This window comes from Cupriavidus sp. 01L43, from assembly GCF_056399925.1.
Genome location: NZ_JBFTSH010000010.1, coordinates 138546 through 151506, shown reverse-complemented (window position 1 = coordinate 151506; position 12961 = coordinate 138546). Strand labels below are relative to the sequence as shown.

Annotated in this window: 13 protein-coding genes; 5 read left to right on the top strand and 8 right to left on the bottom strand. The window is 65.3% G+C overall.

What is annotated here, in order from left to right:
- Positions 1-693, bottom strand: coding sequence for a TetR/AcrR family transcriptional regulator (locus tag AC1DP9_RS17840; protein WP_477108069.1), 693 nt, complete (start codon positions 691-693; stop codon positions 1-3).
- Positions 694-1027: 334 nt separating this feature from the next.
- Between AC1DP9_RS17840 and AC1DP9_RS17835 the strand changes: the two genes are divergently transcribed.
- Positions 1028-2425: a GAF domain-containing sensor histidine kinase gene (locus AC1DP9_RS17835; RefSeq protein ID WP_477108068.1), complete on the top strand. Its 1398-nt coding sequence runs from the start codon at positions 1028-1030 to the stop codon at positions 2423-2425.
- A gap of 6 nt (positions 2426-2431) precedes the next feature.
- On the opposite strand, the gene AC1DP9_RS17830 is transcribed toward AC1DP9_RS17835, so the two are convergent.
- Both AC1DP9_RS17830 and AC1DP9_RS17825 read right to left on the bottom strand, forming a co-directional pair.
- Positions 2432-3391: a quinone oxidoreductase family protein gene (locus AC1DP9_RS17830; protein WP_477108067.1), complete on the bottom strand. Its 960-nt coding sequence runs from the start codon at positions 3389-3391 to the stop codon at positions 2432-2434.
- 49 nt (positions 3392-3440) lie between these two features.
- Positions 3441-4007: a TetR/AcrR family transcriptional regulator gene (locus AC1DP9_RS17825; RefSeq protein WP_477108066.1), complete on the bottom strand. Its 567-nt coding sequence runs from the start codon at positions 4005-4007 to the stop codon at positions 3441-3443.
- Between the two features lie 141 nt (positions 4008-4148).
- On the opposite strand from AC1DP9_RS17825, the gene AC1DP9_RS17820 reads away from it, so the two are divergent.
- Together AC1DP9_RS17820 and AC1DP9_RS17815 are read left to right on the top strand one after the other, a co-directional pair.
- Positions 4149-4982, top strand: coding sequence for a class I SAM-dependent methyltransferase (locus AC1DP9_RS17820; RefSeq protein ID WP_477108065.1), 834 nt, complete (start codon positions 4149-4151; stop codon positions 4980-4982).
- Between the two features lie 134 nt (positions 4983-5116).
- Positions 5117-5509: a lysozyme inhibitor LprI family protein gene (locus tag AC1DP9_RS17815; protein WP_441590861.1), complete on the top strand. Its 393-nt coding sequence runs from the start codon at positions 5117-5119 to the stop codon at positions 5507-5509.
- A gap of 26 nt (positions 5510-5535) precedes the next feature.
- Here AC1DP9_RS17815 and AC1DP9_RS17810 read toward each other — a convergent pair whose 3' ends face one another.
- From AC1DP9_RS17810 to AC1DP9_RS17795, 4 genes are all read right to left on the bottom strand, one after another.
- Positions 5536-7116: an EAL domain-containing protein gene (locus tag AC1DP9_RS17810; RefSeq protein ID WP_477108064.1), complete on the bottom strand. Its 1581-nt coding sequence runs from the start codon at positions 7114-7116 to the stop codon at positions 5536-5538.
- A 104-nt stretch (positions 7117-7220) separates the two neighbouring features.
- Positions 7221-8069 (bottom strand): tetratricopeptide repeat protein, encoded by an 849-nt coding sequence (locus tag AC1DP9_RS17805; RefSeq protein WP_477108063.1) that lies wholly within the window; start codon positions 8067-8069, stop codon positions 7221-7223.
- A gap of 21 nt (positions 8070-8090) precedes the next feature.
- Positions 8091-9011 (bottom strand): non-homologous end joining protein Ku, encoded by a 921-nt coding sequence (gene ku / locus AC1DP9_RS17800; RefSeq protein ID WP_477108062.1) that lies wholly within the window; start codon positions 9009-9011, stop codon positions 8091-8093.
- Between the two features lie 136 nt (positions 9012-9147).
- Positions 9148-10086 carry an AraC family transcriptional regulator gene (locus tag AC1DP9_RS17795; RefSeq protein ID WP_441590857.1) on the bottom strand — a complete coding sequence of 313 codons (939 nt, stop codon included), beginning with the start codon at positions 10084-10086 and terminating at the stop codon, positions 9148-9150.
- Between the two features lie 152 nt (positions 10087-10238).
- Here AC1DP9_RS17795 and AC1DP9_RS17790 point away from each other — a divergent pair, with 152 nt between their 5' ends.
- Complete coding sequence (locus AC1DP9_RS17790) at positions 10239-10775, top strand: carboxymuconolactone decarboxylase family protein (RefSeq protein WP_477108061.1); 537 nt, start codon at positions 10239-10241, stop codon at positions 10773-10775.
- Between the two features lie 35 nt (positions 10776-10810).
- Here AC1DP9_RS17790 and AC1DP9_RS17785 read toward each other — a convergent pair whose 3' ends face one another.
- Positions 10811-12010: a BamA/TamA family outer membrane protein gene (locus AC1DP9_RS17785; protein ID WP_255370910.1), complete on the bottom strand. Its 1200-nt coding sequence runs from the start codon at positions 12008-12010 to the stop codon at positions 10811-10813.
- A 484-nt stretch (positions 12011-12494) separates the two neighbouring features.
- On the opposite strand from AC1DP9_RS17785, the gene AC1DP9_RS17780 reads away from it, so the two are divergent.
- Entirely contained in the window at positions 12495-12935 is a 441-nt protein-coding gene (locus tag AC1DP9_RS17780; RefSeq protein ID WP_092297785.1) for a MarR family winged helix-turn-helix transcriptional regulator, read from the top strand.
- Positions 12936-12961 lie beyond the last annotated feature (26 nt).

Below are 12961 nucleotides of genomic sequence, written 5' to 3'. Positions count from 1 at the left end.
CTATGGGGCGGAAGGCGGCATTGCCGGGGCGGGGGCATCCGCGCGGACGGCGCGCAACACACTATCTATCACAAATTCTTCCCAATGGCGCACCGCTTCCGGGGTATCGAGTTCCTCGCCAAGGAACACCGACAAGGTGTAGCGGTTCGACGTATAAAAATAGCCCGCCGATGCGATCAGGAGGAACACATCGCGCGCATTCAGGTCCGGGCGGAACAGACCCCGTTCGGCGCCACTCGCCAGTATCCGGGCCACGATCTGCACCGCATGCGCCGAATATTCGCCCCGGCGCTCCAGCTTGGACACATGCCGGCCCTTGTGCTGGTTCTCCGTGTTGAGCAGATTGACGAACTCGGGATTGCGCCGGTAGTAGTCCAGCTTGAACCGGATCAGGATCTCGAGCGCCTCCACCGGCCTCGCCGGATCCGGCGCCACCTTGGCTTCGGCCTCGTCCATTCGCCGGTAGATGTCTTCCAGCACCGCGACGAACAGCCCCTCCTTGCTCCCGTAGTAGTAATAGATCATCCGGTCATAAGACTTCGCCAGGCTGGAGATCTTTTCCACGCTGCCGCCTTCGTAGCCGTATCGAGCGAAGACCTTGGTCGCCGCGCGAAGAATCTTGTCGCGGGTGGCTTGCGCCGTCGCTTCCCGGATGCCGGTTCCGCGCACAGCCTTTTTTCCTGCTGGGGTCATATCACTCCTATGGTGGCGGCATGCCGATCCGCCGCACCAACATTCTCCGACCAGAACTCGTACTGCAATTTTCATACAGTGAGTGCTACATGAGTGAATGATCATACATGGCCCTAAAAGCAGTTGCAAGGTAGCGACAAAATATCGTTGTAGTTCAAAGGTTTAGAATCATTAATCACCTCGGTTCTGCGAGCCGAAATCCACACCTCATCAGATTTCCATCTGTCATTGTCAACGCCGATGTGCTAACGTTGGTTAATGGAGCGTTCACTACATGAAGTGAACGGATCCAGGTTGAACGGGGTCCACGACAGGTGGGCGAGAGGCAAGAAGAATGAACAACGAACTCGACAATTCCCGGCGCACCGCGCCGGCCTGGAAACCGGCCTCCGAGAGGAGCGCCGCCGAAACCGCGCCAACACTCGATGGCCCCCCATCGTCATGGCTACCCGACCTTGACATGCACACGCTACGGCGGGCCTCCCGGACCCTGGCCACCGAGGTCATGCCGGCCAGGCGCCTGGGCACCCTGCTCCATGCCGCCATGCAAAGCACGGAGGCCACGTGGGGCTTTATCGCGGTCGTGCACGCAGACAGCTGGGAGACCGTAGCCAGCGCCACGGCATCGGACGCCCAGGCCTTTTGTACCGAGCCCCTGCCCATGGCCGACCTGCCGCTGTCCATCCTGTCGACAGCCATCCGCATGCAGAGCGGACTGGCGCTCCACGATGCCTGCGCCGCGCATCATTGGGGGGTCGACGACTATGTCCGACGTTGCGCGCCCCGCTCCGTAGTCTGCGTGCCGATGCGGTGCGATGGCGCGGCGGTCGGCGCCTTGTATCTGGAACACCGGCACGCGGCAGGTGCCTTTACCCCGGCAAAGATCGCCGTGGTCGAGATCATTGCCTTGCAGGCCAGCTTCGCCCTGGAAAACGCGCGCCTTCATGACGCGCTTTCGGTGCAGGGCGCGCGGCTGAGCAGTACCGAGGAAAAAATGCGCGATACGCTCTCGGAACTGGCACGTGCCAGCCAGCTCAGGGCGCTCGGGGAAATGGTGGCGTCGATCGTGCACGAAGTTGCGCAGCCCGTCTCGGCCCTCGACTCCTCTGCCCGGGCCGGCCTGAGATGGCTCGATCGCAGCACCCCGAACATCGATGCCGCCCGGGAGATGCTCGCGCACATCTCCGCCTGCGCCATGCGCGCCCGCACCATCATCAGCGGCCTGCGCGCCCAGGCGCGCCAGGTCGAGCCGACCTTCACCGCCTTCGACCTCGGCGAGGCCGTTCGAGAGGCGGCAGAGATCGTCGCCTGCACGCTCGATGCCATGAACGTACATTTGCGCCTCTATGCATTCCCGCCTTCGACGCAGGTGCGCGGCGAACGTGTGCAATTGCAACAGGCCATCATCAGCCTGCTGATCAACGGCGCGGAATCCATGCATGGGCAGCCGGCTGGCGAAAGACTGCTGGTGCTGGCATGCAGCCCCTCGCAAGACGTGCTGCGCATTGACATCGACGACGGCGGCGAAGGTTTCCATCCGCAACTGGCGGACCGCATCTTCGAGCCGCTGTTCACCACAAAGCCGAACGGCATGGGCATGGGCCTGACCATTTGCAAGGCCATCGTGGACGCGCATCAAGGTCAACTGGACCTGACCCCGCGCCCGGAAGGCGGCACGCGCGCCACCATCACGCTGCCGCGCCTGCCTGCCCTCTGGAGCGCGATGCAATAGGCACGTTCACGGCACCAGGAGAAGCTTGCCGGTGGTCGCCCGCCCTTCCATGTCGGCATGGGCTTGCGCGGCGGCCGCCAGCGGATAGACGCCGCCGATGGTCGTGCGCAGCTTGCCGTCGAGGACCCACCGGAAGAGCTGCGCCGCGTGCGCCCGCAGGCGTTCCGGCGTACGCACATGATGGGCGAAGACCGCGTAGCCAAGCTTGATGCTCTTCGGGAGGCTCATGATGTCGATGAGACCGGGGCCACCCAGGACCGGCCCGAACCAGCAGAACGTCCCTGCAACCCGAAGCGAATCCATCGACCCTTGAAAGGTCGCGGGCCCGGAGCCGTCATAGACGACGTGCACGCCCTCGCCGCCGGACAGGCGCACGGCCTCTTCGGCAAATTGGCCAGCCTTGTCCACGATGACATGGTCCGCCCCGGCATTCCGCGCGATCACCGCCTTGCTTTCCGACGATACGCGGCCAATCACCCGGCCGCCCCGGAGCTTGATGATCTGCGTCAGCAGCAGCCCAACGCCACCGGCCGCCGCGTGTACGAGCGCGACGTCGCCAGGTTGCACCGGATAGAACTCGGTCGCGAAGTGGCTGGCGGTCAGCCCCGCCATCATGATGGCGGCAGCAGTCCGATCGTCGATGCCATCGGGCACGGGCACCAGGGAGGTTGCCGGGACCACGGCCATCTCGGCATAGCTGCCGGGCGCGTAAGCCCAGGCCACGCGCTGACCGAGCTGGATGTCGTCGACGCCTTCACCGGTGGCCACCACCCGTCCGGCACCTTCGACGCCCAGCGCCTTCGGGTAAGGCATTTCCGTCCAGAACTCCCCCCGCCGGACGCCAATGTCCATGAAATTCACGCCCGAAGCGGCAACCTCGACCAGTACCTCCCCTTTTCCAGGCACGGGGATGGGCGACTCGACCACATCGATCACGTCCGGGCTATTCAGCATTACGACTTTCATTTGTCATCCTTTCTTGAACGTTCGTTCCAAAATAGAGAAAAAAAACAGCTCACCGCAGCGCTTTCAGCGTGAGCTTTCCAAAGGTGCGCAATTCCGCCTCGCCGGCTCCAGCACGGGCAGCGAGCCGAATGGCAGCGAAATTCGCCTGCAGGAATCCGGCGATGTGATGCGGATCGAGATCCGCTGCAATATCGCCGTCAACCTGTGCTTCCTTGATTCTGGCGGTAAAGGCCTTGGCCAGGACGTTCGCCGCATCATGACGAATCTGGGTGAGGTCCGCGCGCTCGGTACCAAACTCGCTGATCGAACTGACGCCCAGACACGGCGCGCCGGCGTGGATTACCACCCGTTCGACCATCCGCTGGATGCCCTCGAAAGCCTTGGCATTGCTGTATAGCGTGGCAATGTGGGCCTGCGTTTCCGCCCCGGCATAGCGCTCCACCGCGGCACAATAGAGTTGCCATTTATCGTTGAACGTGGCGTAGAGGCTCTGCCGCCCGATTTTCATGGCGGCGGTCAGCATCTCGGTGGACGTACCCGCGAAGCCATGCTCCCCGAACACGCCGATCGCCGCGTCGAGGACTTCGTCCTTGTTGAATTCTCTTGGTCTGGCCATGGGTGAAATCTAGGCGTTCTGGAACGATAAGTCAAGAATTCCGGCCATTTCGATTGTGAGGGCATCCGGCGGGGCGCGGCGCAACTGGCATATTGCTGGCTTCGACGCGTGCAGACAACGCCAGACCACCCGGAGACCCGCATGGATGCCACCCGCCCGACCGATGACTCCCAGACCGCGCTATGGAATGGCACGGCCGGCAATGCCTGGGTCGATGCCCAGGCGATCCTCGACCAGTTGTTCCACCCGTTCGAAGACCTGCTGGCCCGGACCACCGCCGAGCATCAGGCGCGCGCCGTCCTGGACGTGGGATGCGGCACCGGCGGCACTACCGTGGCCGTGGCCCGGGCGGCCGGCCATGCGACCGGGATCGATATCTCCGCCCCGATGATCACCGCCGCCCAGGCCCGCGCCGCCCGCGAGCAGGTGCCGGCGAAGTTCATCCTCGCCGATGCCCAGACGCACGCCTTCGCCCCGGCCAGCTTCGACCTGATCGTGTCCCGCTTCGGCGTGATGTTCTTCGACGACCCGGTGCGCGCCTTCGCCAACCTGCACCAGACCCTCCGCCCCAACGGCGCGCTGCGCGTCATCGCCTGGCGCAGCGCCGGCGAAAACCCCTTCATGACCACCGCCGAACAGGCCGCCGCCCCGCTGCTGCCCGAACTGCCCCCGCGCCAACCCAACGCCCCCGGCCAGTTCGCCTTCGCCAACGCCGCCCGCGTCGAACAAATCCTAAAAGACAGCGGCTGGCACGACATCGACCTCCAGCCCATCGACGTCACCTGCACCTTCGCCGAAAAAGACCTGCTCACCTACATCACCCGCCTCGGCCCCCTGGGCCGCATCCTCCCCAACCTCGACGAAACCCGGCAGAAAGCCATCATCGACGTAGTACGCCCGGCGTTCGACCCGTACGTGCACGGCGAGACAGTCAGGCTGGATGTGGCGTGCTGGATGATTGGGGCGGAGGGGTGAGGTTTGTCGGGTGTCATTGGCCGCTATCGCGCAATTGAATAGGATGGCCGGCTTGATATGACATCGCTTTTGAGAGGCACTCCGACATCATGCGCGCAATAAGATTCGTCGCCCTATGGCTGGCACTTGGTTCAATGCCGGTTTACGCGGCGCCCGCTGCCACGGTCAACGAGCGGACCTTGCGCGAAGCGTGCGGAGCGTATTCGCAGGCTGGCATGCGCGAATGCCTTGTGGCGAAGGTGGACGAGAGCCGCAAGGCATTGAAGGCTGCCGAGGCGGAGGCCAGTGGCCGACTTGCCGGATGGGATGAAGACCCCAAATACGTCAATTTCGCAAAAGTGCGATTGGCTGCCAGCACGAAAGCCTTTGCCACCTATCGCAAGGATCAGTGCTCGCTTGCCGCAGCGCTGGGCGGCGGCGCGATTGGCAACGCGTTGGAAATCTGGCGGTTGGCCTGTGAGGCCGAGCTTAACCACTGGCGCGCCGACCAGCTTCAGCGGGCCACGGTCGACCTGCCTTTGAAGTAAATGTGATGGCCCCCCTGCGCCACCACCTAAGCCGCCACCATCGCCTTCGACTCCTGCACCTCCCCATCTCCCAGGATCTCCCGGGCGCTGGCCGGGCGGCGGTACAGGTAGCCTTGGGCGCAGTCGACGCCGACTTCGGCCAGCAAGGCGTGCTGTGCTTCTGATTCGATGCCTTCTGCGATGACCACCAGCCGGAAGTGGTGGGCCATTGCCACGATGCTGCGCAGCAGGGCGCGGCCGTCCGGGGAGACGTCCTGGGTGAATTGCCGATCGATCTTCAGGTAGTCGAACGGGAAGTTGCGGATCATGTCGAGGTTGTTGTTGCGCGTGCCGAAGTCGTCCACGGCCAGGCGGATGCCGGCGTGGTGCAGGCGGTCGAACGCCTCCATGGCCGCGCCGTGGTCGGCCAGCAGGTGGCGCTCGGTGATTTCCATCACCAGCCCGGAGCCGTCCGGCATCGATGCCTGCAATGCCGCCAGTTCCGCCGCGAAGCCCTTGCGCCGCAGGTTCAGCGGCGCCACGTTCACGGCCACATGGAGCGCGCGCGTCGGGCGGTAGCGGTTCATGTCGTCCACAGCCTGATGCAGGACGAAGCGCGTGATGTCGTCGATCACCGCCGTCGATTCCACCGTTTCGATGAACGACGAGGGCGGGATCATGCCCCAGCGCGGATGGCGCCAGCGCAGGAAGGCTTCCACGCCGATGGTCTCGCGCGTGCGCACCGCCACGATCGGCTGGTAGGCCAGATGGAACTCGCCGCGCCGGAGGCCCTGCCGCACGGCCTGGAGCAGCAGCCGCTTGGGCGCGGCCACGGCCAGGAAGCCGGCCACGGCCAGCAGCCCGAGCAGCAGCCCGATGGCGCCGATGAACAGGGCGTAGCGGTGCAACAGCTCGGAGGAGAACGCCGGGGATGCCGCCACCGCCACGGTGAGGGGATAGGCGGTGGAGCGGGCTAGCGTGTTGCGTGGGATGGCGGTGGGCGCGTCGCGGTAGGTGCCGTCCTGGTCCATCGTGGCCTCGCCGACGCTCAGGGCGATGGTGCCGGCGCCGAATTCCTTGCCGTGCGCCAGGGTGTCCACGAGGTAGGTGCCGTCGATCAGGAAAATCGCGCCCTGCGAGGGCTCGGTGGCGCTGGGCAGGTACAGCACCAGCGCGGGCGCCTGTTCGCGGAACGGCGTGCGGCCGACCAGCACGATGCGCTGCTGTCGCGCGGCGGCCTTGTTATCGCCGAAATACCAGCTCAGCGGCACCTTGATCTCGCCGCGCGCCGACGAGCAATAGATCACGTCATTGGCCACCACGGCCGCCGCGCGCGCATAGGGGATGTAGCTTTCGCGCTCGCGCAGCGGGCGGCCGATGGCCGCGCACGGCAGGCCGGCCAGCGGCGCCACGTGCAGGGTGCCCTCGCGCTCCACAGTGGCGATGATGCGCTCGATGGCGGCCACCACATCCCGGGCGACCATCGATTCGCGGCGATCCACCAGTTGCTGGGCATACTGCTGCCCCACCCACAGCGCACTCGCCGTGGTCACGGCGCACACCACCAACGACACCAGCCACGTGACGGGCGAGAAAGACCATCCCTCGAAGCGGTCGCGCCATGCCATGCCCAAGACTTCCCCTCCGCCAACCTGGACTGTCCGCTGATTGTGGGCCGGCCTGCCGTTTCAATGCTGTCCGACAAGCGCCTACATGCGCGTCGCTGTGGCGTTTAGTCCACTGGCTCGAGCCTGCGGTACTGGTTGTAATGCCGGATGGCGCGACGCGGGTCGCCGAGGGCCTCGTGCAGCCGCGCGGCGTTGTAATGCGCATCGGCGAAATCAGGGGCCAGTTCGATGCACGCGTGGTAGCTCTCCAGCGCCTCGCGCGGCGCGCCGGCGTCTTCCAGCGCCACGCCGAGGTTGAAGTGCAGCAACGGCTGCGCGGGCAATGCCGCGAGCGCGGCCCGGTAGCTGGCCACGGCATCGGCATGGCGGCCCTGCTCGCTCAGCAGGCAGCCCAGGTTCAGCCAGGCGTCGAGGTAGTCCGGCGCCGCCGCTACGGCCTGACGATAGGCCGCTTCGGCGCCGGGGGCGTCGTCATGCTGCTCGCTGGCCACGGCGCGTTCGAACCAGCCGGTGGGATCGGTGTCGCCGACCGAGGGCGCTGGCGCTGCCGGTGCGCGCGCGTGTCGCAGATCGACGATATTGCCCGATGGCTGCGGCGGTCTGCCGGCCGCGTCCAGGTCGAGCACGAACTGGCCGGTGTCCACGTGCCAGCGGCCCTGGCGGTCTTGCACGGTCACGTCGCCGCCCACGGCGGACAGGCGCAGGCCGGTAGGCGGCCGCCCCTCGCCCAGCCCTTGCAGCCGTTTCAGGGAGCGGGTGATGTGGCGCGTGGGAATGCGCGAATCGCGCAGTGACTGGGCTGTGCGCAGCAGCACCACGTCCTGGAACGTGAACCGATAGGCCTGGCGTGCGCCGCGCCGGGGGGCGATCACGCCGGCGGCGATCAGCGCCGTCACCACGGTGCGCGAAATGCCCAGAACGCCCTGGACATCGCGCATGGAGTAGTCATCCATCAATACGCATCCGTCATCGCGCTAGCCCTGCTTGCGAGCGCGTTTTGGCTCGGCGGCGGTCTTGGCCGGCGCCGCAGCGGCACGGCGGGCGGTCTTGTGTGGCGCGGTTTCGGCAGCGGGGGCGGCAACCTTCCCCGCACTCTTGGCCGCCGCCGGCTGGCGCTTGTTCGCGCCGATGCTCTTGCGCAGGGCCTCCATCAGGTCGATGACCTCGCCGCCGGACGGCGCCGGGGCCTCGGCCGCCACGGTGATCTTCTTGCCGGAGATCTTCTTGTCGATCTGCTCGAGGATGCGTTGCTTCTCCTCGTCGGTATAGGCCGAGGCGTCATAGCCCTTCACCGAGTTTTGCTCGATCAACTGCTGCGCCAGCGCCAGTTCGGCGGGCTGCACGTCGGTCTCCTCGACGTGCAGGTCGGCCATGTCGCGTACTTCGTCGGCATAAAGCAGTTGCTGGAGGATCAGGCCATCGTCGCCGACGCGGATCTGCACCATGTACTGCTTGCCCTTCCACGACCACTTGGCCAGCGCGCAGGTCTTGGTCTTGCGCATGGCCTCGGCCAGCAGGTTGTACGGCTTGGCGCCGCGCTTGTCCGGGCCCAGGTAGTAGGGCTTGTCGTAGTAGATCGGGTCGATGGCGCCGGCGGGCATGAACGAGACGATGTCGATGGTCTGCTGCGCGGCCTCTTCCAGCGCGGAAAGCTCCTCGGGCGTGAACGTGACGTAGCGGTCTTTCTCGAACTCGTAACCCTTGACCATCTCGGCGCGCTCCACCACCACGTCTTCCTTCAGGCAGACGTACTGCTGGCGCAGGCGCGAGCCGCAGCCCTTGTGCAGCAGGTTGAAGCTGATGCCGGACTTGCTCTCGGTGGCCGAGAACACTTTCACGGGAATCGACACCAGCCCAAAGCTGATGGATAGCGAGGCGATGGAACGTGCGGCCATGGCGCAGCCCTCCTGGAGACTCCTGTCGTTCCGTCGAGTCTAGTCAACGCGGGGCCCTGCCCGCCAGCGGGCGCGTGCTGCATGTTCGTGACGGGTCACCTCCCACAGCAAAAATGTCGATCGTGGCTCACATCGATCAATCGTCGGCGGCCCGGCGCGCACGATGCTGGCGCCGGTACGCGCCCGGGGCGATGCCGAAATGCTGGGCGAACACGCGGCCGAACGCGGCCTGCGAGGCGTAGCCGCACTGCTCGCCCACGGCGGCGGCGGAGAGCCCGTCCTGCCGCAGCAGCCGGGCGGCGCGATCCATGCGCAGCGTGGTCACCAGTTCCAGCGGGGTCATGCCGCCGAGTTGGCTGAAGCGCCGCGCCAGGGTCGCGCGCGAGACGTTGCACAGCGCGGCCAGGCTATCGACGGTCCACGGCTGTTCGGGCGCCCGCACCACCGCCTCCACCACGCGCGCCATGCGGGCGTCCGCCATCAGCGCGATCAGCCCGCGCGACACCCCGCCCCGATCGATCAAGGCCCGCAGCAGCACCGTGAACAGCGCCGTGGACAGGTCCGCCACAATCGCCGCCCCACCCGGCCGTGGCCGGTCCGCCTCGGCATGCATCATGCCGATCAGCCCGCGCAGCCAGCTCGCATTCCCGTTGAGGTTGGGATCGTCGGTGCCGATGCACAGCACCTCCGGCAACGTGCGCAGCAGCACATCGGCGGAACTGCCCAGCACGAAGGTGCCGCACAGGATGTCCAGCGGCGCGGCGGCGCCGGGCACGGTGACTTCGGTGACCACCCCGTTGAAATGGCGCGACGCCGCCACGGCGCGCGAGCCGGCCTGCAGGCCGATCAGCGTGTGGGCGGCGCCATGCGGGAACAGCAGCACGTCGCCGGCGGTGGCGCGCAGGCGGCCATCGCCCACGGCAATCTCGATCTCACCTTCGAGGATCACGTGATACGGCACGTGCCCCGGCGCGGCCTGGGCGTTGAAGGTCGACCAGACCCCCGCCACGCGGCAATGCAGGTCCACGGTGCCCGATGGCGCGAGCAGGCGTACGAGTTCGCTGAGACTATCCATTGAGACGATTGAGCAAATAGTTGAGTGAATTCTAGTCCATTCGGATCGTCGACGCCCCTACTATGGAGTCCAAGGAAGCGCCACGCAGCACGGTGTCTCCGCAGCAAGGAACCCAGAACTCTCACCCATCGCATCAGCAAGGAGTTGCAATCATGACCACCCGTCTCCATACCGCCCCCGTCCAGCAAGCCACCGGCCAGACCGCCGAACTGTTCGGCGCCATCCGCAAAGGCCTCGGCAAGGTGCCGAATATGTACGCCACCATCGGCAGCAACGCGCCGGCCGTGCTGGCGCAGACGCTGCAGGTCGGCGAAGTCGTCAAGGGAAGTTCACTCTCTGCGCGTGAACGGGAAGCGATCAACCTGTCCGTGAGCGAGCACAGCGGTTGTGACTACTGCGTGGCCGCCCACACGATGATCGCCAAGCTGGCTGGCTATACCGCTGAGGAAACCCGCCAATTGCGCCAGGGCAGCTATCCGCAGGACGCCCGGACCGACGCGCTGGTGCGCTTCGTCCTCGAACTGGTGGGCACGCGCGGCACGTTGCCGGCCGCGAGCGTGGAGGCAGTGCGCGCCGCCGGCTTCAACGACACGCAGATCGTGGAGGCGGTGCACGCGGTCGGCGCCATCCTCTTCACCAATATGATCAATCGCCTGAACGACACCACACTGGACTTCCCGGCCGTGTAAGGATCAGGGCGGATGGGCGGTGCGTGGTCAGCCACTCAGCGCCACGCGCTGCCCATCTGGATATAGAAGGCGTTCTGGTCCCGGCTGTGGGCGATGTCGATCCCCATCGAAATCCCCAGCTTCCGTGCGATGACATAGCGGAAGCCGGTGCCCACGCTGACCACGGTGCTGGCGTCTGAGAAGTCGTTCCAGCGTCCGTAGGCCTTGCCCACCCCGCTGAAGGCGAGCACCGACCAGCGCGGCGTGACGTCCCAACGCAACTCCACCTCGGAAACCACGGCGTTGCGGTCCTGGTAGCGGCCTACCTGTACGCCGCGCAGGTCGACATAGGGCTGTGCATAAAACGGCACATCACCCGTCGAGAACTTGGTGTCGGCGCGCAGCCCCAGGATCAGCGTGCGGGCGATGGGCAGCCAGGTGAAACCCCGGGCGTTATACATATTGAAGTCCTGCGAACTGCCGAGCGCCCCGCGCGCGAACTGGGCCTCGAATTCGGCATAAATCCCCTTGCCCGGGAAGAAAATATTGTCGCGGGAGTCATAATCGACCACGAGTGCACCCTTTCCGATGCGCTGTTCGCTGGTCACTCCCCCCACTTCCGGGGCGTTGCCGCCGAATTTGAACGTGGCCGTGGAATCGAAATAGGTATAGCGCGGTCCGACATACCAGTGCGAATCGGCCACGCGGAATAGCACCTGCTGCACCAGAAAAACCCCGTCCAGCGAATAGTGACGCGGCTGGTTCGACAAGCCGAAATACTCCAGATTCGCGCTCACCTTGGCGATCGCGCCGAGGTAGCGGATGCGGTCGCCCTGCCAGGTATGGAAATGCGCGAGCCCGGCCGCCCAGGTGCCATTTTCGGTATAGGCGCCGCCGATGCCGGTGATATTGGGTGGCGCAGGGCCCTCGCCGCTGGCGTGGGCCTCGGCGGCCCGGTCGGCCAGCGATTGCGAAAAGAACAGCAGCCCGAGCCCGAAGCCATAGCCGACGGCCGGCTCCGTGATGATGGTCGGCACGGGCAGCGCGCCCTTGTGGTGGAGCAGGAAATCGCTCATGTCGAGCATGCCGTCCTCGGGGTCGAAGAACGACAGCGGCGGTTTTTCCGACTTGCCTGGCGGGGCGGCTGGTGGCTGTGCCTGCGAAGGGACCAGCGCGTCCGGCACCGGTTGGGCATGGCCGACCGATGCGGCGGCCGCAATCAGGCCCGCCATCGAGGCCCGGGCGAAAGGATGCATGGTGGCTCTCATCGATGAGCTGGCGTGCTAAATGGGGCGACGCCCTGCGGCGAATGTAACGTAGCCTGCGCCTCCATGACCGGATTGCCGATATGAACGTTCTTGCGCCCGTGTTTAGTTTTTCTTTTCCAGGCACCCTGCGCCAGTGTCGATGCCGTACCTTGCAACTTACCCGCTTGGGTCATCCATCATTATCTCGATGGAAATCGTGCCACCCGGATGGGTGATTATCTAGGGGATTATTCTTGGGCGGCAATTTAGATACCAGCGGCATTTACATCAAATCACAATAAAATTGAATTCACATTTTTTACAAGATTTGCCAGACTAGCTGCGGACATGGCATGGGGCACATGTCCCGGCGCACACCGCGTATGCGCGCACGCCACCGAAGGCAAAGAACAGACGGCCGTATCAGCCGCGCTCACGCGCTGGCGAGCCGTCGCGCGGCTTGATCGATTGGATGCAAGAGGGGGTAAGCGCAGTGAACCACTACACCAAAGACAACTTCCAACTCACACAGAGTATCGGCTTCCATCTCAACAAGGCGCGCAACAGCCTGCTGCTGGAGATGGATTCGGCCCTGCGTCCGCTGGACATCAATGGCCAGCAGATGGGCATCCTGCTGTCGCTGAACCGCGGCATGGCGACCACGCCGTTCGAGATCAGCAAGCTGCTCGGCATCGACAGCGGCCTGATGACGCGCATGCTCGACAAACTGGAGGAAAAGCGGCTGCTGGAGCGCAGCCGGAGCATCGACGACCGGCGCGTGGTCAATCTGATCCTGACCGAGAAAGGCAAGGCCGTCGCCACGCAGATCCCCGATATCGCGCCCGAGGTGCTGAACCATCACCTGAAGGGCTTCAGCGAGGAGGAATTCGAGGAATTCCGCCGGCTGCTCCAGAAGTTCGTTACCGGCAACTGACCGGAGCCGTTATCCCCTCCTGCCCC

Bases quoted from the DNA above. Each gene is read 5' to 3' on its own strand.
- AC1DP9_RS17840 (WP_477108069.1), bottom strand. From the start codon at position 693: ATGACCCCAGCAGGAAAAAAGGCTGTGCGCGGAACCGGCATCCGGGAA.
- AC1DP9_RS17835 (WP_477108068.1), top strand. From the start codon at position 1,028: ATGAACAACGAACTCGACAATTCCCGGCGCACCGCGCCGGCCTGGAAA.
- AC1DP9_RS17830 (WP_477108067.1), bottom strand. From the start codon at position 3,391: ATGAAAGTCGTAATGCTGAATAGCCCGGACGTGATCGATGTGGTCGAG.
- AC1DP9_RS17825 (WP_477108066.1), bottom strand. From the start codon at position 4,007: ATGGCCAGACCAAGAGAATTCAACAAGGACGAAGTCCTCGACGCGGCG.
- AC1DP9_RS17820 (WP_477108065.1), top strand. From the start codon at position 4,149: ATGGATGCCACCCGCCCGACCGATGACTCCCAGACCGCGCTATGGAAT.
- AC1DP9_RS17815 (WP_441590861.1), top strand. From the start codon at position 5,117: ATGCCGGTTTACGCGGCGCCCGCTGCCACGGTCAACGAGCGGACCTTG.
- AC1DP9_RS17810 (WP_477108064.1), bottom strand. From the start codon at position 7,116: ATGGCATGGCGCGACCGCTTCGAGGGATGGTCTTTCTCGCCCGTCACG.
- AC1DP9_RS17805 (WP_477108063.1), bottom strand. From the start codon at position 8,069: ATGGATGACTACTCCATGCGCGATGTCCAGGGCGTTCTGGGCATTTCG.
- ku (WP_477108062.1), bottom strand. From the start codon at position 9,011: ATGGCCGCACGTTCCATCGCCTCGCTATCCATCAGCTTTGGGCTGGTG.
- AC1DP9_RS17795 (WP_441590857.1), bottom strand. From the start codon at position 10,086: ATGGATAGTCTCAGCGAACTCGTACGCCTGCTCGCGCCATCGGGCACC.
- AC1DP9_RS17790 (WP_477108061.1), top strand. From the start codon at position 10,239: ATGACCACCCGTCTCCATACCGCCCCCGTCCAGCAAGCCACCGGCCAG.
- AC1DP9_RS17785 (WP_255370910.1), bottom strand. From the start codon at position 12,010: ATGCATCCTTTCGCCCGGGCCTCGATGGCGGGCCTGATTGCGGCCGCC.